The organism is Pseudoalteromonas sp. 23_GOM-1509m (assembly GCF_000518425.1).
GTDB lineage: Bacteria > Pseudomonadota > Gammaproteobacteria > Enterobacterales > Alteromonadaceae > Pseudoalteromonas > Pseudoalteromonas tetraodonis.
Genome location: NZ_JADO01000008.1, coordinates 200507 through 225977 on the forward strand (window position 1 = coordinate 200507; position 25471 = coordinate 225977).

17 protein-coding genes are annotated in these 25471 nt (G+C 40.0%); 9 read left to right on the forward strand and 8 right to left on the reverse strand.

Going from position 1 to position 25471, the window contains the following annotated elements; all coding sequences use genetic code 11:
• The first annotated feature begins 8 nt into the window (after positions 1 to 8).
• The gene (gene djlA / locus N523_RS0100910) at positions 9 to 866 is read left to right on the forward strand and encodes a co-chaperone DjlA (RefSeq protein WP_008113211.1); all 858 of its coding nucleotides are present in this window, start codon (positions 9 to 11) and stop codon (positions 864 to 866) included.
• Here djlA and N523_RS0100915 read toward each other — a convergent pair.
• The 3 genes from N523_RS0100915 to rapA form a co-directional block, all read right to left on the reverse strand.
• Positions 849 to 1778 (reverse strand): DUF3530 family protein, encoded by a 930-nt coding sequence (locus N523_RS0100915; protein ID WP_028835628.1) that lies wholly within the window; start codon positions 1776 to 1778, stop codon positions 849 to 851. The two genes, djlA and N523_RS0100915, sit on opposite strands and share 18 nt — an antisense overlap.
• A gap of 92 nt (positions 1779 to 1870) precedes the next feature.
• Positions 1871 to 2524 (reverse strand): bifunctional tRNA pseudouridine(32) synthase/23S rRNA pseudouridine(746) synthase RluA, encoded by a 654-nt coding sequence (gene rluA / locus N523_RS0100920; RefSeq protein ID WP_028835629.1) that lies wholly within the window; start codon positions 2522 to 2524, stop codon positions 1871 to 1873.
• Between the two features lie 141 nt (positions 2525 to 2665).
• Complete coding sequence (rapA, locus tag N523_RS0100925; RefSeq protein ID WP_028835630.1) at positions 2666 to 5560, reverse strand: RNA polymerase-associated protein RapA; 2895 nt, start codon at positions 5558 to 5560, stop codon at positions 2666 to 2668.
• A 299-nt stretch (positions 5561 to 5859) separates the two neighbouring features.
• Between rapA and N523_RS0100930 the strand changes: the two genes are divergently transcribed.
• The 3 genes from N523_RS0100930 (at position 5860) to N523_RS0100940 (ending at position 11977) form a co-directional block, all read left to right on the forward strand.
• Positions 5860 to 7251: a PhoH family protein gene (locus tag N523_RS0100930; RefSeq protein ID WP_028835631.1), complete on the forward strand. Its 1392-nt coding sequence runs from the start codon at positions 5860 to 5862 to the stop codon at positions 7249 to 7251.
• Between the two features lie 66 nt (positions 7252 to 7317).
• A complete protein-coding gene (locus N523_RS0100935; RefSeq protein ID WP_028835632.1) occupies positions 7318 to 11088 on the forward strand; it encodes a PAS domain-containing hybrid sensor histidine kinase/response regulator in 3771 nt (1256 codons plus the stop codon).
• Positions 11078 to 11977 (forward strand): diguanylate cyclase, encoded by a 900-nt coding sequence (locus N523_RS0100940; protein WP_016900589.1) that lies wholly within the window; start codon positions 11078 to 11080, stop codon positions 11975 to 11977. Before N523_RS0100935 ends, N523_RS0100940 begins: the two co-directional genes overlap by 11 nt.
• Positions 11978 to 11990: 13 nt before the next feature.
• Here the strand turns inward: N523_RS0100940 and N523_RS0100945 are convergent, their stop codons facing one another.
• Together N523_RS0100945 and N523_RS0100950 are read right to left on the reverse strand one after the other, a co-directional pair.
• The gene (locus tag N523_RS0100945; protein WP_013465869.1) at positions 11991 to 12371 is read right to left on the reverse strand and encodes a DUF3192 domain-containing protein; all 381 of its coding nucleotides are present in this window, start codon (positions 12369 to 12371) and stop codon (positions 11991 to 11993) included.
• 174 nt (positions 12372 to 12545) lie between these two features.
• A complete protein-coding gene (locus N523_RS0100950; protein ID WP_013465868.1) occupies positions 12546 to 13490 on the reverse strand; it encodes a D-2-hydroxyacid dehydrogenase in 945 nt (314 codons plus the stop codon).
• 440 nt (positions 13491 to 13930) lie between these two features.
• Between N523_RS0100950 and N523_RS0100955 the strand changes: the two genes are divergently transcribed.
• A complete protein-coding gene (locus N523_RS0100955) occupies positions 13931 to 15064 on the forward strand; it encodes a 1-acyl-sn-glycerol-3-phosphate acyltransferase (protein WP_028835633.1) in 1134 nt (377 codons plus the stop codon).
• A 103-nt stretch (positions 15065 to 15167) separates the two neighbouring features.
• Complete coding sequence (locus N523_RS0100960) at positions 15168 to 15413, forward strand: DUF1289 domain-containing protein (RefSeq protein ID WP_013465866.1); 246 nt, start codon at positions 15168 to 15170, stop codon at positions 15411 to 15413.
• Here the strand turns inward: N523_RS0100960 and N523_RS0100965 are convergent.
• The gene (locus N523_RS0100965; protein ID WP_051440298.1) at positions 15410 to 16054 is read right to left on the reverse strand and encodes a transporter substrate-binding domain-containing protein; all 645 of its coding nucleotides are present in this window, start codon (positions 16052 to 16054) and stop codon (positions 15410 to 15412) included. The two genes, N523_RS0100960 and N523_RS0100965, sit on opposite strands and share 4 nt — an antisense overlap.
• Before the next feature lie 424 nt (positions 16055 to 16478).
• Between N523_RS0100965 and N523_RS0100970 the strand changes: the two genes are divergently transcribed.
• From N523_RS0100970 to N523_RS0100980, 3 genes are read left to right on the forward strand one after another with little or no spacing between them, the layout of a single operon-like run.
• On the forward strand, positions 16479 to 16682 hold the full coding sequence (locus N523_RS0100970) for a DUF3283 family protein (protein WP_028835635.1): 204 nt from the start codon (positions 16479 to 16481) through the stop codon (positions 16680 to 16682).
• 12 nt (positions 16683 to 16694) lie between these two features.
• A complete protein-coding gene (locus N523_RS0100975) occupies positions 16695 to 17096 on the forward strand; it encodes a GNAT family N-acetyltransferase (RefSeq protein WP_028835636.1) in 402 nt (133 codons plus the stop codon).
• Positions 17097 to 17121: 25 nt separating this feature from the next.
• On the forward strand, positions 17122 to 21627 hold the full coding sequence (locus N523_RS0100980; RefSeq protein ID WP_028835637.1) for an EAL domain-containing protein: 4506 nt from the start codon (positions 17122 to 17124) through the stop codon (positions 21625 to 21627).
• A 24-nt stretch (positions 21628 to 21651) separates the two neighbouring features.
• Here the strand turns inward: N523_RS0100980 and N523_RS0100985 are convergent, their stop codons facing one another.
• Together N523_RS0100985 and N523_RS0100990 are read right to left on the reverse strand one after the other, a co-directional pair.
• On the reverse strand, positions 21652 to 22596 hold the full coding sequence (locus tag N523_RS0100985; protein WP_013465861.1) for an ion transporter: 945 nt from the start codon (positions 22594 to 22596) through the stop codon (positions 21652 to 21654).
• Positions 22597 to 22604: 8 nt separating this feature from the next.
• Positions 22605 to 25271 carry a bifunctional acetate--CoA ligase family protein/GNAT family N-acetyltransferase gene (locus tag N523_RS0100990; protein WP_028835638.1) on the reverse strand — a complete coding sequence of 889 codons (2667 nt, stop codon included), beginning with the start codon at positions 25269 to 25271 and terminating at the stop codon, positions 22605 to 22607.
• Between the last annotated feature and the right edge of the window lie 200 nt (positions 25272 to 25471).

Genomic DNA, 25471 nt, shown 5'->3' on the forward strand with positions numbered 1-25471 from the left:
GTTTTAAAATGTGGGGAAAAATTCTCGGTTTCTGTTTTGGTTTTATGTTTGGCAAAATATTTGGTGCCATTTTAGGCTTATACCTAGGCCATATGTTTGATAAAAGCCTAAAAAAAGACTTTGATAAAGCTGGCGGCTTTTCTAACCTTTTTAAAGGCGATGATGTTAACGAACGCCAAGCGTTGTTTTTTTCGAGTTGCTTTGCGGTAATGGGACATATTGCCAAGTCGAATGGCCGTGTTAGCGAAACCCACATTAAAGCAGCGACGCTGTTTATGGATGAAATGGGCTTAAAAGGCGAGGAGCGCCGTGAAGCGCAGCAGGCGTTTCAATCGGGTAAAGACAGCGACTTTTCACTCAAAGATACGGTTTATGATTTTAAAGAACGTTTTGCTAAACGTTATGATTTACTGCAGTTATTTTTAGAAATTCAAATTCAAATGGCGTTTTCTGACGGGGTACTTGCTGCACAAGAAAAGCAATTACTGCAAGAAGTTAGTAAGCAGCTTGGTGTGTCTAAAGCACACTTTGCCTTTGTATTAAAACGTTATCAAGCAGAGTTTAACTTTAGGCAGCAACAACAGCGTTTTAAACAGCAGCAAAGTCAAAGTAGCAGCTACCGTGAAGGCTCAGGGCATCATGTACCACCAAGTAATGATATGAACCGTTCGCAAGCATTGGCCTTATTAGGGTTAAATAAAGACGCATCGCAACGTGATATTAAAGTAGCCTACCGTAAGCTCATGGCTCAGCACCATCCTGATAAGCTCGTATCGCAAGGTTTACCTAAGCATATGATGGAAGTCGCGGTTAAAAAAAGCCAAGATATTCAAGCGGCATACGAGTATTTAAAAAAGGCGGCGTAAAAACCCGTCTATTTCTTTGCTTAGCCGTGCATGTTGCTGCGGCGCATCGCGTAATCCAAACAACTGACGTTGGCGATAATCAAACTTTGCATTTCGATTAACCCAACGCTGACGGTTTTTAAGGTTCATTAAGATATCATTACTGTCTGTAGCAAAATAAATATCCAACAAAGCGGGGGTGACCAAGGATGTTATTTGGCTTAACTTTGCATTACGTTTTGTATTAGGAAGGTAGCTACTTAAACTAATGAAGGCGCTTATTTTTGAGTCTGAAAATTCAGCGTAGTGCTCCAACAATACCCCAGCACTGGTGCCTTGTGCAATAACAACAATATTCTCAGACTCCATCGCAGCTTGTTGGTATAAAGCGTCGTAGCGAGCGACTAGTTTTAATTTATAGTTATCTACCACTTCAGTATTTACTTGTTCAACATAGTCAGCATGATGGGGCTGTTTTTGTGTACTGGTGTCTGGCTTAGTATTTGCGTTGGCTGTTTCATTATTTTTGCCCACAGGATCATTAATCGTTTTTGCTGCATCATCTTGAGCTGCTTGCCAATCAATATCAGACACTGTCATCGCATAAGAGGTATACCCTTGATTATTCAGCTCTTTACGTAAAAAATTCATGCCTGCATTGTTTGTCGGCGTTGATTGCCAGTCAGGAATAAGTATTACAACACCTCTAAAGTCCGCACTCATATATTCACTGTATAAAGTTAAAAACTCAGTATCACCAGCTAAAATAGGCTTTACTTCATCACTTTGAGCTAGGCGAGAGATATCCGCATCAATATTTTTTGAAAAGGGAGGAGGAGCGATATACTCAGCACTCAGCGCTTGAAAACTGATTAACGTACAGCCAAGCACAAGAGTAGTAATAATGACTTTAAACATCTGCGTAATAAACATAATAAGCTTTTAATTTAAATCTTATTTATGTATCGGCGTAGTGCTCTTAAAGTTTAGCTATTTACTGTAAATAGCTAAAAGATTAAACCGTGTTAAAACTCGCTCTCAGCTTCAAAAGTAAGTACTTGCTCCGTTACAGGGTGTTTGAGTTGTAGCATTTGTGCATGTAATTGTAACCGAGGAGCAGCAGCAAGTGCGTCTTTATGGGCGTAGAGGCGATCGCCTAAAATAGGATGGCCTAAGCTTAACATGTGCACGCGCAGCTGATGTGAGCGCCCTGTAATAGGAGTAAGCTCTACACGGGTTGCCTGTGCTTCACGTTCAAGCACTTTAAAATGAGTGAGCGAAGGTTTGCCATTGTCATGATCAACCATCTGCTTAGGACGATTCGGCCAATCACAAATAAGCGGTAAATCAACAGAGCCTGTTTCAGTTTCAAGTTGCCCGTAAACACGTGCAATATAACGTTTTGCTGTTTCGCGCTCTTGAAATTGCATACTTAAATGCCGATGAGCGGCTTTGTTCATTGCTAAGCAAAGTATGCCAGAGGTAGCCATATCTAAACGGTGAACAATTTTAGCACTAGGAAAAACACGGTTGACGCGATTTATTAAGCTATCGGCATGTTTTGGGTCTTTACCTGGGACGGTGAGTAATTCGCTAGGCTTATTTACAATAAGTAAATCATCATCTTGAAACAGTATAGTTAAATACGGGCTCATAGGGGGATTGTAGTTAACTAACACGGCAGACCTCAGTGATTTTGAAGTGCGCTATTTTAGTGGAGTGAGGTCTTAGGCTCAAGTAAAAAGCGCGATATAAATATCGCGCTTTTTTTTATACACACACGTTAGTAATCTTTAACTAACGACTGACAGCTAGGTTCTCTAGTGCGAAACCACAATCAAACGAATCGCATCGAGTTTTAACTGCGCTTTTTCAATATGTGCGGTTAGCTCATTGCGTTGTTTATCGTAAAAGGTAATTTCCTCTTGGCGAATGTTTGGATTAATTTGTTTCAGTGCAACTAATCGCTGTTGCTCTTCGCTCAACGATGTTTGCATTTTTGCTAATGACTCGGCACGAATAACATCCAACTTTTGTTGCGCCATGTCTTTTGCGGTGTTGATCATTGGATGAACCGCACTTTGCAATGCACCGGCTAATTTACTTGCTGTTTGACGACCTACCGCAGATAGTTGCTGATTAAAGCCATCAAAACCAACATTTTCACCTAAGTTATTACTGCTCTTATCGAGTAAAATACGAATTGGCGTAGGGGGTAAAAAGCGACCCACTTGCAGGACTTTTGGTGCCATGGCTTCGGCAACAAATATTAGCTCAACAAAAAAGGTGCCTGGTGGTAACTTTTTGTTTTTAAGTAACGCCACCGATGAACTACCAAAATCATCATCACAAATCATATCCATAGTGCCTTGCACCATAGGGTGATCCCAACTAATAAAGTGCACATCTTCCTGAGAAAGCGCGGTATCGCGGTCAAAGGTTACTGTCATTCCATCGTCTTTTAGCGATGGGAACGAAGCGTTTAACATGTGCTCAGTGGGTTTTAAAATAATGGTGTTTTCACCTTTATCTTCTTGGCTTACACCAAAGGTGTCGAACACGTTGATCATGTAGCTTGGCAGTTCAAACTGGTTATCGAGCTTTTCAATGTCAGCCACAAGTGAATCAGCAGCACCCTGTCCCGATGAATGTAGCTCTAGCAAGCGATCTCGACCACTTTCCATTTGTTTGCGTAATACTGCATTTTTTTGTGCTACTTGCTCAAGGAGTGGATCTAGCTCATCTTCATCACAATTATGAGCTGCAATGTACTCAAGTAAATCTTCGCTAAACTCTTTATATAACAACTGCCCAGTGGTTGATGTGCTTTCAAACGCATCTAAGCCTTCGTTATACCAACGCAGTAGTACTTCTTGGGCCGTGTTTTCAAAATATGGCACGTGAATGTTCACATTTTGTGTTTGCCCTATACGGTCTAATCGACCAATACGTTGCTCAAGTAAATCGGGGTTGAGTGGTAAATCAAATAACACTAAGTGATGTGAGAACTGAAAGTTACGACCTTCTGAACCAATTTCTGAACACAGTAATATTTGTGCGTTATCGTATTCATCGGCAAAGAATGCCGCAGCGCGGTCACGTTCAATAATCGACATGCCCTCGTGGAAAACCGAGGCTTTAATTGCTTCGCGTTCACGTAATATTTGCTCAAGGCTGATTGCGGTTTCGGCTTTAGCACAAATGAGTAATACTTTTTCACGCTTGAGTGTTTTTAGCGTTTCAATTAACCAATCTACGCGAGGGTCAAATAATCCCCAACTTGCGCTTTCACCTTCAAATTCTTGAAATATTTTTTCAGGGAAAAGTGCACGTTGCGCACTGAGCTCGGCATTTTGAATGCCACTCATATTACCCAGCACGGTCATTGCTGTTTTGTATTGCTTAGGTAATGCCATTGGGTAGGCATGTAATTTACGGCTAGGGTAGCCATCAATGCCACTGCGGCTATTTCTAAATAATATGCGCCCAGTGCCATGGCGATCCAGTAACATATTGAGTATTTCTTTGCGTGCAGCAAGGTCGCCTTGTTGGGCTTTTTCAAGGATATCGGTGATATCTGTTTCTTTTAATAGCTCAATTAATGTGGCTTTTGCGCTGTCATCCAGTGCTTGTTCTTGTAATAACTGATTAGCAGCTTCGGCAACGTCTTTGTAGTTTGCTTCTTCTTCTTTAAACACGTCATAGTCGTAAAAACGATCTGGATCGAGCAGTTGTAAACGAGCAAAATGACTACGATGACCCAGTTGGTCTGGCGTAGCGGTAAGAAGAATTAGCCCTGGAATATCTTGGCTCAGCTCAGCCATACGTTGGTATTCGGCACTAGGTTTATTGTTGTTAATGCTTAAATGATGCGCTTCATCGATTACTAATAAATCCCAGTCGGCCAACGTAGCTTGTTCAAACCAGCGTTTTTTCTTGGTTAAAAACTCAAGGCTAGTAAGTACCAGTTGCTCGGTATCAAATACATTAGGTGAATCAGCAAACGCTTCGTCGCAGCGTTCTTCATCAAAAATTGAAAAACGTAAATTAAAACGGCGTAGCATTTCTACTAACCATTGGTGTTGTAAGTTCTCAGGCACAACAATAAGTACACGGCTGGCACGACCGGTGATAATTTGTTGATGTAAAATCATGCCCGCTTCGATGGTTTTACCTAAGCCTACTTCATCAGACAGTAATACCCGTGGTGCAAAACGTTTACCGACTTCTTGAGCAATATAAAGCTGATGCGGAATAAGATTAGCGCGTTGACCAATTAAGCCTTTAATAGGTGACTGCTGACGTTCAAACTGATGTAACCAGGTTTGATAGCGCAAAGTATACCGATCAAAACGGTCTACTTGGCCCGCAAATAAGCGGTCTTGCGGTTTATTGAACTTGATAAAGTGATCTAAAAAAGTTTCTTTTAATTGTACTTTTTCACCGGTATCAACACGCTCTCCGTGATAGCACAATAACTCACCCTGCACTTCAATAGACTCGACTTGTAATTCCCATTCTTCAACGCTTCGGATCACATCACCAGGATTAAATGCTACGCGGGTTACCGGTGCTTCTGCAGAAGAATAAACACGGTTTTCACCACTGGCAGGAAATAAAATACTGACCTGGCGGCCATCAATGGCAACAACGGTGCCCAATCCTAAATCTGACTCTGTGTCACTTATCCAACGCTGACCTAAGGAAAAATTCATGTATGTCTCGTCTATGAAGAAAAAGGCGGCTATGTTACCTGTTAGATAACACCACTGCAAGGCGCTATTTGCCTGACTTTTAATTAATTTTATAAGTATGAATTATTACCAACCCTAAGCGCTCATTAGTGCGTCGATTTTGTGGAAAATTCAAACTAAATGATATTTGTCATAAAACAGACTTTTATGACAAATAGACTAAACTCAAATTATACCTAAGTAATTAATCAAGTTTATTAGTAACCACTGATTAGTTTATTGGGTATAGCATAAAAATCATAAAACGTAAGGAAAGTACTATGGGAAAAGCTTCAAATTTTGATAGTAAAATGTATGTGCTAGATACCAATGTATTACTTCACGAACCCCTCGCGTATTTGTCATTCCAAGAGCACCAAGTTGTTATCCCAATGACCGTATTGGAAGAACTTGATCATATAAAAGATAGAAAACACGATGTGAGCCGCGATGCGCGAGTGGCTATTCGTGGCCTTGATGGGGTGTTGAGTCAGGCAACTCCCGAACAAATGTTACAAGGTGTGGCGCTGCCAAGGAATAAACAAGGCGGATCGACAGGCAGCTTAATTATTGTAAACGACCATTTATTTGCCGATTCTATTTCTGGTTTGCCGGGCAATGAAAACGACCACCGTATTATTAATTGTGCGGTGCATTTACAAAACCAGCACAGCGATAAAAAAGTCATATTAGTAACTAAAGATATTAACATGCGCTTAAAAGCCAAAGGGGCGGGGCTTAAATATGTTGAAGACTATCGTACTGATCAGTTAATTGACGATATTGATTTACTCACCAGTGGTTATAAAAAAATTGTGGGCGATTTTTGGCAGCATGTCGGTCAGTGTAATACTGAGCAACACGGACGTGAAACAGTTCATCATATCCCTAAAGATTTAATTCCTGATGTGTTTTGTAATGAATATTTACTTGATGATGGCGATCAGTTTGCCGCTAGAGTTAAATCGTATGATGGTGAGCATATTACCATTAAAGATATTGGTGCAGAGCGATTGATGCATCAAAGTGCATGGGGAATAAAGCCAAAAAATATTTACCAAGCAATGGCTCTTGATGCCTTGCTCGACACGTCTATTGAGCTTGTTATTTTAACCGGCCCAGCGGGATGTGGTAAAACTTTACTGGCACTTGCGTGTGCGCTAGAGATGGTGATTGAAAAAGGAATTTACGACAAAGTCATTGTAACCCGTAATACCCCTGAAATTGCAGAATCAATTGGCTTTTTGCCTGGTACCGAGGAAGAAAAAATGGCGCCTTGGTTGGCTGCCATAACCGATACCTTAGAAGTGCTGCATAAAGGTGATGAAAACCCAATTTCGAGCCGTAATTACATTATGGAAAAAGCCAATATTCAGTTTAAGTCGGTGAACTTTATGCGCGGACGTAGTATTCAAAATGCGGTGGTGATTTTAGATGAAAGCCAAAACTTAACGGCTTCTCAGCTAAAAACTATTATTACCCGTTGCGGGGAAGGAACAAAACTAATTTGTACTGGGAATTTAGCTCAAATAGACAGTAATTATTTAACGGCGGTTACTTCGGGGCTTACCTATATTGTAGAGCGGTTTAAGCACTTTGAAGGTGGTGCTACCGTAAATCTTAATGGGGTAGTACGCAGTCGACTGGCTTCGTTCGCCGAGGAAAATTTATAACTTGCGCTTAACATCTTGGCTCTATAGTCTACAGTTTGATTTTTGAGCTAATAATTAGGTAGGTCGTTGAATTTTTTACCGCTAAAACATTATCATCGCTCTGTTTTTGTGGCGTTAGCAATCCCTTTATTGGTGGCCTCTTTTTTGTGTTTGCATTTTTATGATATAAAAATGGACCGTGCAATAACAAAAAAGACCACCGATTTTAGTGCGTTATCGGCGCAGCTTGATCATGATATGCAAGCCATCGACGATTTACTTAATGCGATGTTTATTATGTATGACAAACACGCCCCACAACCAGCGAATCAGGCCTTCACAAAAAACATTAATCAATACGAGCATTATTATTATAGCCAGATAGCACATTTTAATGGCGAAATAGTAGGAAAAGGCCAATTCAGCTATTCCGAACAGGCATTATCACGCTGGCAAAAAGTCATGTCGCTGGCTCCGTCTTTCAATACTGCTTTAGCGCTGCTTTCGTCGCTGCATTCTGTAGCCTATGTTGATGAGCGCGGCTTTACTTATTTAGCTCGGCGTAACAATACACAAAGTTATATTTTAACGCAGGTACTTAATGGCGACTTTAAACCTTTATCTTCAGCGAACAAACTCACTTCAAGTGCCGTTATTAAAGTAGACAATAACGCATATTTTGCAGTTGGCCGACAGCGAGAGCTTAACTCCTCAGATTATATTGTTTTAATATATGACTTACAGGCTATCTCTAGTTGGTTGAAAATAATAACCTCAAAGCAAGGCGAGTATGTTTTTATCAACCAAGAGAATGAAATTATTGCCAGTTCACAGCAGCCAATTAATCAAGCCATAAAGTTATCGACCTATTGGCCTAATATTAATAGCCCCTCACAAAAGAGTAATGCGCGAGCAGACTCATTATTTTTAATTCAGCCTTCAAAAAAGAACCCTATTCATCTGGCGTTTCTTGCTGACAAGCACACTCTCTCAAGCGGTATTGTGTATGAAGTATTGATAGAGTTTATTTCGTTAGCCTTATTTTTATGTTTGATGTTTTACATCTTTTTTTGGTTAAGCAAACGTATATTTATCAAACCTATGACCGAGTTGATGCGTTATTTAGAGCATCATAACGATGACAATAGCGGGTATTTAAATTACCAAATACCGTTAAACTGGCAACCTTGGTTTGCTCGGGTAAAAGCTATTTTTGCGAAAAATGAGCATTTAGTTATTTCTTTGCAAAATGCTAATCAAAAGTTAGATGATCAAGTACGGCAACAATCGCAAAAGCTAAAACATAGCGACCAAGCAAAAGAGCGTCATTTAGCGTTATTAAACACAGTACTTAATAGCGTGCCTGATTTTATTTATTTTAAAAATACAGAAGGCATTTTTTTAGGCTGTAATAAAGCGTTTGAGTTGTTTGTAGGAAAAACTCAAGGTGAACTTCTTGGGCTGCAAATACACAACATAAGTAACGAGTATGAACAAATTAGTTTGCTGGAATATCAAGTATTACAGCATAAAATGCAAATTCAGCAGCGCATAGATGTTGCTGAGCGAACTTACCAGTTAACCATTGCTCCCTTTTACAATGAACAGCAGCAATTATTAGGAACTATGGGGGTTGGCCGTGATATTACAGAACAACAACATACTTTGTATGCATTAAAAGAGTCTGAATCTATATTTAGAAGCGCAATTGAATTTGCCGCAAATGGGGTGTTTTTACTCTCGCTTGAGTACGCTATTTTACAAGTAAACAAAGCCGCACGAAAATTATTTTCCAAGCATGATAAATTAACCGATACTCCTTTTTATGCGCTTTTTAATAATACACAATGGCAGGAGCTTGAAGCATTACTACAGCAATTATTAAATAATAAAAAAAGGGTGTTTCACTTAACCTTGGCTCATACCCAATTAAATGCCTGGTTACAGTTGAGTATGTCGTTAATTTGGAATGAAAATAGTCAGCCGCTTTATTATGTTATTCATATTCAAGATGTTACAGAACTTACCAAAGCCAAAGATGATGCAGAGCGTGCCACGTTGGCTAAAAGCCGTTTTATTGCTAATTTAAGCCACGAAATACGCACCCCCCTCAATGCCGTGTTGGGATTATTGGATATACTCGCAGAGCACGGATTAACACAGCGGCAAATTCAACAAACTAGCCAAGCAAAATATGCGGCCAATAATTTGTTGCAGATGCTAAATAGTATGCTTGATTTTGCCCGCGTTGAAAGTAAAGAAGCAACGCTGCAATTAGCGCCATTGTGCTTAGTTGATTTGATTGATACCTGCGAAAGTTTAATTTTACCTTTATGCCAAGCAAAACAGATACAGCTAAAAATCGACATAGACTCGCAAATTTCTCCATTTTTAGTCGGCGATACAATTCGTTTGCAACAAGTATTAGGTAACTTACTTACCAATGCCGTTAAGTTTACCAATAAAGGCAGTGTGACATTAAAAATGACATTACAGCCGAGCCAGAGCGATACAGAGCAGCGTATTTGTTTTCAGGTTATCGATACGGGAGTGGGGATTGCTCAAGCGGATCAACGCCGTTTATTTGATGCCTTTACACAAGGTGATGAATCATCTACTCGCTTGCATCAAGGGGTTGGCTTAGGGCTGGCAATTGTAAAGCATAGTGTGGCATTAATGGGAGGTGAAATTGCACTCAGTAGTGATAAAGGCCATGGCTGTCATTTTTACTTCACGCTTGATTTAGCGACAGATACCGAGAAATCAGCAAGCTTTACAGATAGGCTATTACTGATCACCAGCGCGAAGAGTCAGTTGCTTAATCAGGTTATTACCGCGCATCCTTTTTTCAATAATCAAGCTCTTGAAATAGTCGTAACTGATCCAGATTGTTTGCAACAAGCGCATAGCATTGTAATCGATGCTGATGACGTACCTGCCTTTCTCACGTCAGCAATAAAAGCAGTATTACATACTCGTACTATTTCACTCATCGTTATAGAGCACTCGCAACCGAATCAGCTTTCAATAAATGACTCTTTTATTAGCCAGTATTTACCGCGCAGTGCATTGGCGCAGCGGTTACTTAGTTTAACCCCTGAAAAGTTAAAGAAAGTAACTCAATATAAAGCGGATAAACCACAAGAAGAAATAGCGGGAACCTTAGTATTAGCCATAGATGATAACCCGCTCAATCTCGACATTATTAGCAGTATATTGTGTAAAGCCGAAGTGAATGTTGTGACTGCTAGTGATGCTAAACAGGGGGTTGAATGGGTGAATATATTGCGCCCCGATTTAGTTTTAATGGATATTCAAATGCCGGGTATTGATGGCTATCAAGCAACCCAAATAATACGCCAACAGTTTGACGCCCAGCAATTGCCTATTTTTGCATTAACTGCACATTGTGAGCCTGCCGATATTGCACGTTCATTGAATAGTGGTATGAATAAACATTTAACTAAGCCCGTGGTTGCGCCTATTTTATTTGCATCGATAGCTGATTTAGGCATATCTAAGCCTTGCTTTTTTGATAAAACCTTCGCTTTGACACAGTTCAATGATGATGAGAAGCTATTGCAAAGCATGCTTACTAAGTTAGCGGTGTTAAGTGAGTCATATTCAGCTGAGCTTCAAAAAGACATACCTACTATTGAAATGGTACGCTTAGTGCATAGTCTAAAAGGGATAGCAGGAAACTTAGGGTTTAACCGATTGTTATTATGTGCTCAACATACTGAGCAATTATTAAAAGTGGGCGACAAGAGCGCCAATGCTGCAATTAAAGAGCTGATAATACAGTTAAAACAAGTTCATATTTATATAAAAATTTTAGATGTAAGCAATGATAAATAAAGCAAAAATATTAATTGTAGATGACGATGCGCTTAACCGAATCATTTTAGAAAAAACCTTAAGCGATGAGCATGATGTTTACTTAGTGACAAGCGGCGAAGACGCCCTGGCGTTTGTTAAACACACACAAGTAGACTTAATCATTTTAGATATCATGATGCCTGGTATGAATGGTTATGAAGTACTCGTACAGCTAAAAGAGAACAGTATAAGTCAGGCTATTCCTATTATTTTTATCTCTGCAAACAACCGTCATGAAGATGAGGCAAAGGGGCTAGAGCTCGGCGCAATGGATTATATTGGTAAGCCATTTAGTGCCGCTATTGTGAAAGTTAGAGTGCGGAACCAGTTATTAATTAAGCAAAAAAATGATTTGCTAGAAATGCTTGCCTCTATTGATGGCTTAACAGAAATACCCAATAGACGTTATTTAGATGAGAACTTAGAAAGAGAGTGGCGTAGAAGTAAGCGTAACTACTCTCCTTTGTGCGTTTTACTCATAGATATTGATCATTTTAAACGTTATAACGACTACTATGGCCACCGAGCTGGAGACGAATGTTTAAAAACAGTGGCAAAAACGTTAGCCGCGCAATGTGAGCGTGGCAGTGATTTTGTTGCGCGTTACGGCGGTGAAGAATTTGTGGCCGTATTACCAGAAACCAATCAGCAAGGTGCAATCGCTTTTGCCAACAAGTTACGTAACGCCGTTAATGATTTGAATATTGAACATAATGCGTCTTTAAACGCTACACACGTCACCATTAGCATCGGTATTGCTTCTAGTGAGAGTAGCCAAGCTTACACTGAAAAAGCATTGTTAGAAGAAGCTGATTCCGGTTTGTATAATGCGAAAAAGTTAGGGCGCAATCAAATTAGCGCCCAATAAATGCTGTAGTTACTTAGTTTGTCAGCATTTGCAGTGCTGAGGCACCAATACCAACTAATTTATCATTTTTAAATACCAACGGTGTGCATTCATCTTTAGTCATTTTACCATCTGAATGGATGCTGTGCGTTGCATAAAATAAGACTTGGTAAACATCCTCTTCTTTTTTGAGTAATTCGGTGAAGTCAGGTGTTTTTAGGGTTTTTAATACCGACTGATAAGAGCTATCCATTGCCAAGCCTGAAATAATTTCACGATTATTCTTATGTGTTGCTTGCCAGCTAGAAGAACTATTACCAGCCCAATGACCTTCCGCTTCGCCATCGGATACAGCAATAACACAGCCAGTTAAAAAAGGAGCGGTGAGGGCGGCGATTAAAAGTGTTTTTTTCATTTTTTATTATCCTAGATGATTAATTACAGACTTTAGAGCAAAGACTAGGCCAGTTTTTTAATCATTAAAAATCAATTGCTTATTTTTAAAGTGATTTTTGAGTTAGTGGCTTTTTTAAGAAATAAAATTAAAAAGCCACTTTTTAGTTATTTTGACTAACTTAATTTAACGGCATTAAACCAAGCGATTACGCGACTCTTGTTGACTAAATGCAGCGATATTTAAACTCACTTCTTTAACCAAGCGCACAATAGATTCGGTACTGGCCCACGCTATATGTGGGGTTAGTAGTAAGTTATCTCCCGTGTAATTGGCCAGTGGATTGTTGTGCTCAGCAGGCTCTTTAGTTAGTACGTCAACACCTGCACCAGCAATCACATTGGTTTTTAAGGCTTGTGCTAAGTCGGCTTCGTTAATGATCCCCCCGCGCGCGGTGTTAATAATAAGCGCAGTTGGTTTCATCATTTTTAATTCATTAAGCGTAATTAAGTCACGCGTTTCATCATTAAGTGGGCAATGTACGCTGATAATATCCGCTGTTTTTATTGCGGTTTCAAAAGGCGTGCGTCCTTGGCGACACTCAGCACCTTTGCGCTCTGCAACAATGACATGAGCACCAAAGGCTTCAGCCACTTTAGATACAGCATTGCCCAGAGTTCCCCCACCAATAATGGCTAATGTTTTACCCTGAATGTCATTAAAGCTGTAATCAAGGCGACAAAACATTTCACTTTTTTGCCATGCGCCTTGTTGGCAGTCCGCTTGGTAGCGATGAGTATTGCCTAATAAGTTAGTAATTAACGAAAAGGTATGCTGCACAACCGAGGGGGTTGAATAACCAGCAACATTGGTTACCGCAATGCCTAAATCTTTCGCGGCATTTAAATCAACATTATTGGTGCCGGTGGCACTAACACAAATAAGTTTGAGTGATGTTAATTGTGCCATGGTGTCACGATTAATCACTACTTTATTGGTGATTAACACCTCTGCATTTTGGCTATGTGCTAGCACTTGCTCTGGGCTAGTTAGCTGATGCACGGTAAGCTTTCCCAGTGCTGAGATACAATCAAGTGAGGTGTTTGCCAGTGTAGCGTTATCAAGAATTGTTATGTTCACGGTGTGTCCTAATAGTGTATGTGTTAAGGGAATAATAACCCCTGTACGCGAAGTGCTTGTGATAAAAAGAGTATCATCTATTTGAATGTTATTGGGTTTATCATATTGCGTTTACATTAGCAGTTGTAGAGCCATATTTAAATGTGGTCTGCCCACTGACGGTTAACTTGCATGTTATTATGATCAACTGCCTTGCTAAGTTAACTTGAACAAAGTGCTGTTAGTAGGGTCTACCCATTTAAATTAATAATTAATAGCCATAGTTTATACGTATGCGTTGTTAGCAAGACAGCTTGACTCGGCGTTAAACTATAACGCTATGAAAACTCAGTAAATCGAACTTTAGTATTGCTAGTTTCGTATTTTTGATTGAGTTATAATCAAAATCAGACACAGCGGGGCGTTTTAACGCGCCGTTTTTAACTTTGTAGATGCAGTAAATGATTGAATTAGAAGATAAGTACGCAGATATAAGACCTTACAATGACGATGAAGTTGCCGCCTCATTAACGCGATTAATTAACGATAATGCGTTTATTGATGTAATTGCAAAATACAATTTGCCACGCTTTATATCCGCAGTTGGGTTTTTAGCACGCGCTATAATAAAGCATCAGTTGCGCAAAAAGTGGGGCAAAGTTAAAACGGTTGAAGATGTACAAAATGAAGTGGCACATTACTTAAATAAATTAATAAAACGTACCACCTCAAAAGTCACTTTTTCTGGCTTAGAAGACTTAGACCCTAATCAAGCCTATCTTTTTGTTTCAAACCACAGAGATATTGTACTTGACCCTGCACTGGTTAATTGGGGCTTATTCCAGCATAAAATGAAAACAGTGAGAATTGCGATTGGCGATAACTTGCTGCAAATTCCTTACATTACTGAGCTTATGCGCTTAAATAAAAGTTTTATTGTGAAACGCTCAGCAAAAGCCCCAAAAGAGATGTTAAAAGCGCTGACTCAGTTATCGGCTTATATTTATGATTCACTCAGTAGCGGGCACTCAATTTGGATTGCCCAAAAAGAAGGGCGCGCTAAAGATGGGGTTGATCAAACTGATCCTGCGCTTTTAAAAATGTTGCAACTTAATGGCCGTAAACAAAAGAAAGAATTTGGCGAATACATTAAAGAGCTCAAAGTGGTGCCGGTTGCAATCTCTTACCAATACGAACCATGTGCAATTGCCAAGGCAAAAGAGCTATATCATAAACAACATCATGGCAAGTATGTTAAATCGGCGGGTGAAGATATTGCCAGCATTGTTGAAGGGTTTAGTTCAGCCAAAGGGCATGTGCATTTATCGTTTGGTCAGCCCATTGAGTCAGGTTGTGACAGTGCCGATGAACTGGCAAAAACCATTGATAAGCAAATTATTGATTCGTTTTACTTACACCCAGGCAACTTTATTGCTGCTGGCTACACTGAGGCGGTGATCAATAAAAATGACGCAGCACAGTTTGAAGAACGTTTAGCCAAGGTGCCAGAAGAGTTAAGGGCTTTGGTTTTAGCTATGTATGCCAAGCCATTTCATCGAAAAACACAAGTAGATGAACAAAGCTGTGAGCAGTAATTAACAGTTTAAGCTAACAACAAAGCAGCAATTTATTTGCTGCTTTTTTTTTGCACAAAAATAGCGCTATACTCAGGCTATGCTTTTAATACCGGAGGGTAAAATGCAACAAATTGAAATATTTGATATTCCTAGCCCTTGTAAAGGTATTTGCTTAGTTAATAATCGCGGTTATTGCAAAGGCTGCTATCGCAGTCGCGATGAACGTTTTTCTTGGAATTCGTTAACGAATTCCCAAAAGAAAAAAGTATTGAGTTTATGCCAGCAGCGCTATAAACGTTACTTACAGCAAAAAAATAAAGTGGCACAATCATCACCGCAAGCAGATCAACAAGGTTTTGATTTTTAAAACTGTAGGTTGTATTTTGACCTGAGTTTTGCAACTGTGCCGTTATTGTGTAACTTATCCAGTGTTGCTTCTAGCTGGGGAACAATATCCGCATGACTGTTATGTAAATAATGATAAAGCGGGTAGGTTGCAACTACTTGTTTTTCATAGCAGCCCAAAGAGGGAGGAATGGTTTTATTTGCCATCGCAAAATCAATAAGTAACGCTCCTTGTACTTTTTGCTGGATCAGTAAGTTAAGCTGCGTATTATTATTTTTAACTTCAATTACCTTACCTTGAAAATCAATACTGTCTAAATATCGCTGTTGCACAGGGTAACTGGAAATAATAGCAACGCTATCTATGGTTTTAGTGGAGCTGGGCTCACAGCGTTTATAAAGTTCAAGGTTAAATTTAAAGAGTGGATAGTTAACTCGAATTAAATTTTTATAGGCACTTTCAATACTGATATCGCGAGCAAGCTGCCCATCTAACATGCCATTATCTGCTGCAAATAATGCATTTTGACGATTAAAATCGACAATATTTAGTTTAAAGCCCATATCTGCATAGGCCAATTGTAATAGCTCAATGGTATAGTTTGCTTGTTGAGTGTTTTGCGGGCGATTAAATGTGTAGCTATAACTGTGCGCAAAAGACATATTACTAAAAACTAAGCACAGTAATACCAGCAATCCGTTAAAGCGTTTAAGCACGTCAGTATTTCCAATTAATTGCGGCAAGATAATAAGCAGCCATAGTAACAAATTGTCTGTCTTTTGCACAGTTTGCATTAGTAATCTTGCAAAAGTTACCGCCAACAATTATTGATTACGTTGAATTATTTACAGTCGCTTATTTTATTAGTTATAGAGTTAGTTTTTTATAAGTTTAAACGTATAATCTACGTTTTATTGAGCGAGGGGCTGTTGACCTTTGCGGATGAAAATTTGTTCAAACTAGGGGCGCTCGGCGCGAGTTGTTTAACCTAGTGGGCTAGTTAAAGCCTCCGTGTGCTGCTCACGGCCCTTACCTGTATTCATGCAGGCAACAATAAGTTTATAGCCCCTAAAAATTGGAGTGAATATGAGTTTTAATCTGTGTGACTTGCCGCGAGAGCAAAAGTATCAAATTCAGTTAGATTACGAGGCCTCATTTTGGGCTTATCAAATTAAGCGCGGTAAAAAAACGCGTGAGCAAGTGTACGACACTCTGCATAGTCGTCCTGTTGCAGAGCAAGGTGTTTTAAAACAAAAATTTGAGCAGTATTTGGCAATTATGCTTAGCTAGGGTTTGCCTACTATGCTTGTAATTAAACAATTAGAATCAATTAAAACGCCCTTAGTTAATAAGTTTTATACGTTACATCACGTCCGCGGCCGTGCTAACAAACAGGATCAAGTCTGGGTCGCTTACGATAATAATACGATTATTGCCGCCTGCCGGTTACAGAATAAGCCCACTTTTTTATTTTTATCAACGGTGTTCGTGGCTCCTTCTTATCGTTCAAAGGGGGTGGCAACCCAGTTATTAGTTGCCCTTTTAAATGCGCAAACAGAATCTGTTTACACCTTTGCTTATCAACGCCTTACTGATTTTTATCAAGCACTTGGTTTTAACCAAGTGTTAACATATACTCCTGCATTATTAACGCTATTTGATGCTTATAAGCACCGAAATATTACCGCATTGAAATATCAATAAAACATAAATTAGTAATAGGACAAGCATGGGTATGAGTATTAATGGGTTTATCACAGCCATATTTGTGCTGTTTATGCTCATAAGCGTTGAAGTAACAGCGCAAGTAAAACGATTATCCCCAAGCGAAGGCTTATCTCAAAGTTACGTTAATACCATGCTTATCGATAACAATGGGTATTTATGGCTCTCTACTGAAGGAGGTCTTAACCGATACGATGGCTATCAAGTTATTCCAATCAATGGCCCAAATGGTGAGTTAGAAGAGGCGATCATCGATCGCATATATCAAGACCAACAAGGGCATATCTGGATTGCCTCCTTATTAGCAGGCTTGTTTAGATACGATCCGAAAACGGATACCTACCAACAATACATAGAAAAACCTGTCACAGAAGAGCAAATACTACAGCAGTCCGTTTTTACTATGTTAGCCACCGATGATAAAACCTTATGGATTGGACAAGGCCGAGAGTTTGCAAAACTCGATATAGACAACGGCTCTATTACCTCCTTATTTACACTTCCTGAGCAATTTGAAAATGCGTTTGTGCGTACTTTGTTTCATTATAACGGTTATATTTTTATCGGTAGCACAGACGGCGCGTATGTTTTTAACATCGCAACACAGCAGGTAAGGCCACTCGAGCACTTGAGCGAAACGGATGTACATATTTATCAAAATAATGTGAAATCATTTGCGCTAGGTAATAACAATCAGTTGCTTGTAGGTGCGGTTAAGGGCTTATACGCTGTTGATATTAGTAATTTAGAGGCAATGTTTAACAACCGCGAGCAATCATTTACAAGCCAAAAATTACTGGCCGATTTGAATGTTTGGGATATTGATAATCAGCAAGGAGTGCTCGATTTAGCAACAGATAAAGGCCTGCTTTGTTTTAATTTAACCACTAAAAAAGTGGTTAAAAATAAACGTATCCAACAGAGTAAGTACACTCTCGCCGATAACAGTATTATTGATATGGTGAAAGATAAGTCGGGCGGAATGTGGCTAGCCACTAAAACCGATGGTGCGTTTTATTTATCGGGCGACAATTACAAGTTTTATAATGTAGAGGGAAATGCACTGGTTGGGGATGGTTTATCACATCATTCGGTATGGTCAATTAAGGAGTTCCAAGAAAAGCTATGGTTAGGCACACACAATGGTTTAACTGCGGTTGATTTAAAAAGTAATCGCTCAAAGGTGTATTTAAAAGATTATAAAGTCGATTTACTGACCACAGAGTTTACTATTTTCAAAATTATGCCTTACAAAGATAAACTCTGGTTGCACTCAAACCGAGGATTATTCATTTTTGACCCGCAAACTCAGCAACTTACCCAACCAAAAACCAACAGTCCTACCAATCAGATTTTTTTAAATGATTGGATGCATGGCCTGACATTGCTACCAAACGGGGATTTGTATTTTGTACACCCAGATCATGGCATGTTTAAATATAATATTGATAGCCGACAATTAGTTCACTTAAAAGGCGAATTAGCACAATTTGACCCTTTTTTAGCGCATGGCTTTTTACCCCCATTACCGCACCAACCCGAGAAGCCATTATTTTTTAGTGGTGGCGTTTTATATCAATTTAACCCCAATGATTTAAGTTTAAACACCATTTATAAAGTGCCAAAACACCATGAAAATGTAGCCGTTAGTATTCTTTCCTACGTGGTAGATGGGCAAGGCATACTTTGGCTATCGTTATCTAATTTTGGGCTGATTGGTATAGATGCAACGACCTATGAGTTAGTGCACACAATTGATTTAGATAAAAATAAACTCGGTACCTTGTTGTACGATATGGTTCTTGATGAAGAGGGAATGATTTGGATGAGTAGCCATAAAGGTATATGGCGACTAAATCCTGAAACAATTCATTTTCAGCAATTTACAACATCAGATGGGGTGCTCTCTGCTGAGTTTAATAATGGCGCTATGGCTAAGTTAGCGGATGGTCGAATTGCCTTCGGTAGCCTCAAGGGTTTTACCTACTTTGATCCTAAAGACAATAAAAATAGCCAAGGTTTATTAGATCAGGTCAATATCACGCGCATCAACTTAATGTCTCGGGACTTGTCTATAAATTTACAGCAGCCATTAAAAAATATCACTTTAAATCATGATGATATCGGGCTTGAGATTGCATTTTCAGCGATGTCATTTAGCTTCCAAGAGCGCATTATTTATGAATATCAGCTCGATAAAGGTAAAAAAAGTTATACCCGAAATAATCGTGTGGTGTTTCCTAAATTAAACCCCGGCAGTTACCAGTTAAAAGTCTGGGCAAAAGACCCACTGACCGGCGACTATACTGCGCCAGCCACGTTAAATATTAAAGTGAGATATCCGCTATGGCGTGCTCCATACTTTTTAGCGCTTTATGCCATTTTATTGATCACCTTAGTGACTGCATGGGTAATGAGGCGCAACAAAATACAGCGTATCTTATTGGCAGCACACAAAGAAAGCCAAGACAGTGAGGCGCGTTTAAAGCTTGCACTAGAGGGAAGTGAGTCCGGGGTATGGGATTGGCAGGCGAGCCAGTTAAATATTTATCAGCCTAGATTAGTCAACGAATTAGGCTACGAGGATGACTCGGTGAGTTTAGATGACTACCTAGAAAAAATTCACCCTCAAGAGCGTGCTATTTTTAGGTTGGAGTGGTTAGAATTTTTATCAACAGATAAAGGGTATTTTAATTGTACCTACCGATTACGCCACGCCAAAGGTCATTGGCGTTGGTACAAAGATTTTGGCAAGGTAGTTGAGTGGGACAAAAAAACGCCGCAAAAAGTAGCCGGTACGTATACCAATATGACACGCGAAAGGGTGTTTGAAGAGCATGCTCGGTTATTTACTGCCGCGTTTGAACAAACCCGAGATTGGGTGTTTATCTTAGATAAAAACTTTAATATACGTGCCTCAAATAAATCGCTGCAAAGCGCTTTTGGCTTATCAGCAGAGCCTCGTTCAACCCGTGCGCTTAATTTGGGAATTCCCCGCAGTAGCTATTTTGATTATTTACGAATTATGCAAAAGCTTGAAGTGGGCGAACATTTTTCATGTGAAGATACTGTCGTTCTGGCAAACAAAGAGCAACGCCATGTACTGGTTAAAATAAGCGCCGTAGCTGATGAAAGCCAAAGGCTGAGTAGTTACGTGATTATTTTAACGGATATTCATGCACAAAAGTCAGCCGAGAGCGAACTGCATATACTGGCTAATTACGATTCACTTACAGGGCTGCCAAATAGAACCTTGTTTAACGACAGAGCTATACATGCCATCGATCAGGCGCGCCGCCATCAGTGTAAAGTGGCTTTGTTACACGTTAATATAAAACGGTTTAAGTATTTTAATGATTCATTTGGCACAGAAAACGCCGATGAGATAATAAAGCTGGTGGCGAACCGCTTGAAAACAGCATTACGTCCTTGTGATAGCGTCGCGCGTTTAGGCGGTGATGAATTTGTAATTCTAGTTGAAGATATTCAGCAAATAGAAGAAGTATTACTTATATGCACCAAACTAATGGATTGCGTGAGTAAAGACATCGTTATGAATCAGCAAAGCGTCAATGTGCACCTAAGTATTGGTGTGGCTATTTTCCCTGATGATGCCGCGCATTATAAAGCACTATTGAAAGCGTCAAATGTGGCGCTTTATTATGCTAAAGATGGCTTGGAAGGGTGTTATAAGTTTTACAAACAAGAAATGAATCAACGTGTTGAAAGAGCGATGCATTTAGAATCACAGTTGATCAAAGCTTATCATGAACATGAATTTTGTAATTATTATCAACCCATTATTAATGCGTCTACGCAAAAAACTGTGGGCTTTGAGGTGTTACTACGCTGGCCTGATAATCAGTTAGCGAGTACACAAGAGTTTGCAAACGTAGCTGAAAATATAGGTTTAATCACTAAAATAATGCTACAAACATTTAAGCGTGCTTTGGTGCAGTTAGCTCGTTGGCGTAAAGTGTGTCCTGATCTATACCTATCAATTAACCTCTCAGCACTGGATTTTGAATTTATCGGACTCGTCCCTGAAATTCGTCAAGCACTAAACAATGCAGCACTGCCGCCCGAGGCTATTGTATTTGAAATAACAGAGTCTATTTTAATGCGAGACTCAGAACATGCGCTTAAAAATATGGACTTATTAAAGCAACTAGGCTGTAAGTTGTACATGGATGATTTTGGAACAGGGTATGCCTCGTTAACTTATTTGAAGCGCTTTCCGATTGATGTATTAAAAATAGATCGCAGCTTTGTGCAAGATATTGGTATTGATTCTGATAACGAAGCGATTATTCAATCTACACTAACTTTAGCAAGCAGTTTAGGTAAAGAGTGTATTGCTGAAGGGGTTGAAAGCGCACATCAGTTGGCTTTTTTAAAAGCGCAAGGTTGTAGCTACTTTCAAGGTTACTTGTTTAGTAAAGCGGTGCCTAAAGAGCAGGTGCTTGAGCTTATTGAGCACGATTGGCATCCTGTATTCTCACAAGCTTAAAGCGCCGCTTAATACATTATTTTATTAAGGACGCTTACCACAGTGACGGCAAAATAAGTGTGAGCTGCGTTTATTTAGCTCTGCTTTTATCGCTTTATTGGCCTCTAGTTTACTTAGCCCTAGTTTGTAGCGTAACTCCTCAAGGTGATGCATCTGCTCATCAGTGAGCTTACCATCGGTTATTTTCTCGTGGGTGGCATCTTCAAATAGCTGGCGACGTTTGCGTATTTGCTCTGAGAAACTCGACGCTAATAAACCGGTTGGTATGGCAACCATCCCCATACTCACCAAAGTGATTACGCCACCAAATAGTTTACCAATAGGCGTTATAGGCACAACATCGCCATAACCAACCGTAGTTAGGGTTGCCATTGCCCACCACATGGCTGCAGGAATAGAGCCGAACTTGTCTGGTTGAATGTCGTGCTCTAATAAATAAATACCGCAAGAGGCTAAAATAAGTAACACAGACATAATAAAAAATGCCGCCAGTAATGAACTCGACTCATCAATAAACGCCTGCAATAACAATTGCATTGCTCGAGAATAACGAGTGAGCTTAAATACCCGCAACAACCGCAGTACCCGTAAAAAACGTAAATCGATAGCAAAGAAAAACATTAATAAACTAGGCAAAATGGCAATTAAATCGATAATTGCCAGAGGTGATAAAATATATCGAATCCGTTTTTGTGTGTTTGAGCAATTCATGGAGGCGTACTTTACGCGATCGACACAGGTCCAAGCACGTATTAGATATTCAGCACTAAATATAGCCACTGATACCAGCTCCAAGATTAAAAACTCGCTATAGTACTCGGTTGCGATGCTGTGCACCGACTCAAGCACAATCGCCACCACATTAATCATAATTATGCTGATCAGTATGACATCTAAAATGTGTCCCGCTCGCTGATACTTACCTGACGCTTCAAATACTTGGTTGATGGTTTGTCTTAGTTTACGCATAGTACCTATTACAATGTGAGCAGCATATTGATACTGCCTTCTTCAAAATCACGACTTATTTTAAACCCGAGTTTACGAGCCAACTCAATCATGCCGGTATTTTCTGGCAGGGTGATACCTTCAACCGTTTTCACGCCTTGGCGTCTGCAGTGAGAAATAGCCGCGTTCATTAAAATACGTCCTAACCCAAGTCCTTGGCAATCAGAACGTACCACAATGGCAAACTCTGCTTGTAAGTTATCGGGATCCATAATCACTCGTGAAACCCCTAATGTGTGCTGTTGCTCGTCTTGTGTTTGGGTAACAATAAATGCCATCTCGCGGTCGTAATCAATTTGCGTCATTTTAGCGAGTTGATCATGGTTAAATTGTGGCAATTCACCAAAAAAGCGCTTGTATCTATCTTCTTTGCTTAAGGAGCGGTCAAACTCTTGATGTGCCTGCTCATCTTCTGGTTTGATTGGTCTGAGCGTTGCTAAGGTCTTATTTTTTAGGGTCACCGTTTCAACCAGCTCAATAGGATAAGGGCGGATTGATAAACGTTTTCGGTGCGCCTGAACCTGATACTGATTTAGGTTCATGGTGGCATCAAGGACTAAAAACTGCCCATTACTGGCTAAAATAGGATTAAGCTCTAATGAGGTGATATCGGGTTGATCAACAACGAGTTGAGAAATTCGGGTCAGTAGCGCACATAAACGATATTTATCTACTTTTTCTGGCAGAATGCGATCTTTAAGGACTCCCTTATCATGGGCGGCGGCAATTAAATATTTAGCTAGGTTCATATTCAGTGGTGGCAAGGCCACCGCCGCTTGAGCGTACTCAAGCCCTGTGCCAGCTTCACCTAATAAAATAACTGGCCCAAAATTAGGCTCTGTTTTAATGGCTATGCGCAGCTCATTGGCGCCTGCTCTTGGCGCCATTTTTTGTAATGAAAAGCCATCAATAATAGCATCAGGGTAGGTGTTTTTTATTCTTAACAGCATGGCAAATGCCGTTTGCTCGACCTCTTGTGCATCATTGAGGTTGAGTACTACGCCACCGACTTCAGACTTAGAGGGAATGCTGGGGCTCATCAACTTTAATGCGACCGGAAAACCTAGCTCTATTGCTTGCTCTTTTGCCTCAGTAGGGGTGTAGGCTACTTCAGTTTGGATACAGTCTATACCGTAGCTACTTAAAATTTGACTCGCTTGATGGGTTGATAAGTAATGTTGCTCATCATTTAAAAACTCTTTAATAGCTGCTTTCGCTGCTACTTTATTAATAGTCGCATCATCGGTGTTTGATTCTGGCGTTTGGGTTAAATGTTTTTGGTTACGACGATAGCTTACTAAGTGCATAAAGGCACCTACTGCGCCTTCTGGGGTACGATAGGTCGGAATGGCGTTATTTGCGCAGATGCGTCTGGCTGCGAAGGCGGCATCTTCTCCCATGAAATTAGTGATCACATACGGGCGTGCCATTTTTGGTAATTTGTTCAGTGCCTCAACAATAACCTGAGCGTAATTTTCACTCGGGGCCAATGCCGATGGAGTATGAATGATCAGTAAGTTTTTAACTTCTTTAGCATTAAGCAGTATTTCTAATGCGTGTTTGTAACGCACTGGCGCAGAATCGCCAAATATATCGACAGGGTTGGATGTTGTGTCTGAATGTGGGATCACTTTATTGAGTGCTTCGCGCGTTTCATCACTAAGCTGAGCAAGTTTACCTGAGCTTTGAATAAGTTCATCAACGGCCATCACTCCAGGGCCGCCGCCATTAGTTAATATAGTTAGCTGCTCTACTTGCAGTAATTTGGGGTGCATTGCCAAGGTTTGAGTGGCGGCAAAGAGTTCACGCAAATCATTTACTCTCAACATCCCTGCACGTTGAAACATGGCATCATATACTGCATCTGAGCTTTGTTTTCCGCCGGTGTGTATTTCAGCAGCGAGAGCGCCAGCACTGGTTCTGCCCGTTTTAATGGCAATAACGGGTTTAGAAAATGCCGCCGCACGCGCGGCAGAAATGAAGCTGCGAATATCATTAATGTTATCTATGTAAAGTAGGATAGCTTTGGTTTTAGCGTCGCGGCCTAAAAAGTCGAGTATTTCGTCAAACTCAATATCTAAACAATCTCCCATAGATACAAAGTATGAAAAGCCAATTTCTTTATTTTTAGCCCAATCAAGAATCGTTGAACAAACAGCCGCTGATTGCGACACAAAAGCCAGTTTACCTGGCGTGGCAACAGTGTGCGAAAAACTCGCGTTTAAACCTATATGCGGAATAAGTAACCCTAAGCAATTTGAGCCAAGCAGCGTTACCTTATGCTTCGCAGCGTTATCTTTAAGTTCTTGTTTTTGAGTACTTGTTAGGCCATCAGCAATAATAATAGCGCTATGACACCCCAGCGTACCTAGCTGTTCAATAATTTTCATTAAGGTGTTTTTATTGGTACAGATAACGGCTAAATCAGGTACTTTGGGGAGAGCTTCAATACTTGGGTAAGCCAATACGCCATGCACTGCAGTATGATTGGGTGTAACGGGCATGATGGGCCCTTTAAACCCACCTTGTAATAAATTACGCATTACCACATTACCAGCCCGAGTAGGGGTGTTTGATGCCCCAATAACAGCGACTGAGCTTGGATTAAAAAACTGGCTAATACGTTTTAGACTCATTGCGTTTCCTTGGCTGATTAAGTTTTGCTATCTATACCTTCTCAATGTAACCTGTTTATAGTGTTTTTTCGAGCGTGAACGTGCTTATTATTGATATTAGGGTCTGTTGACCTTTCAAGGTTAAATTTGCAGCTGTCTGTTTGGTATTTAGGCAAGGCAGAGCCTATGTGGTGTGGTTATTCCCCATAAATAGGCGATAA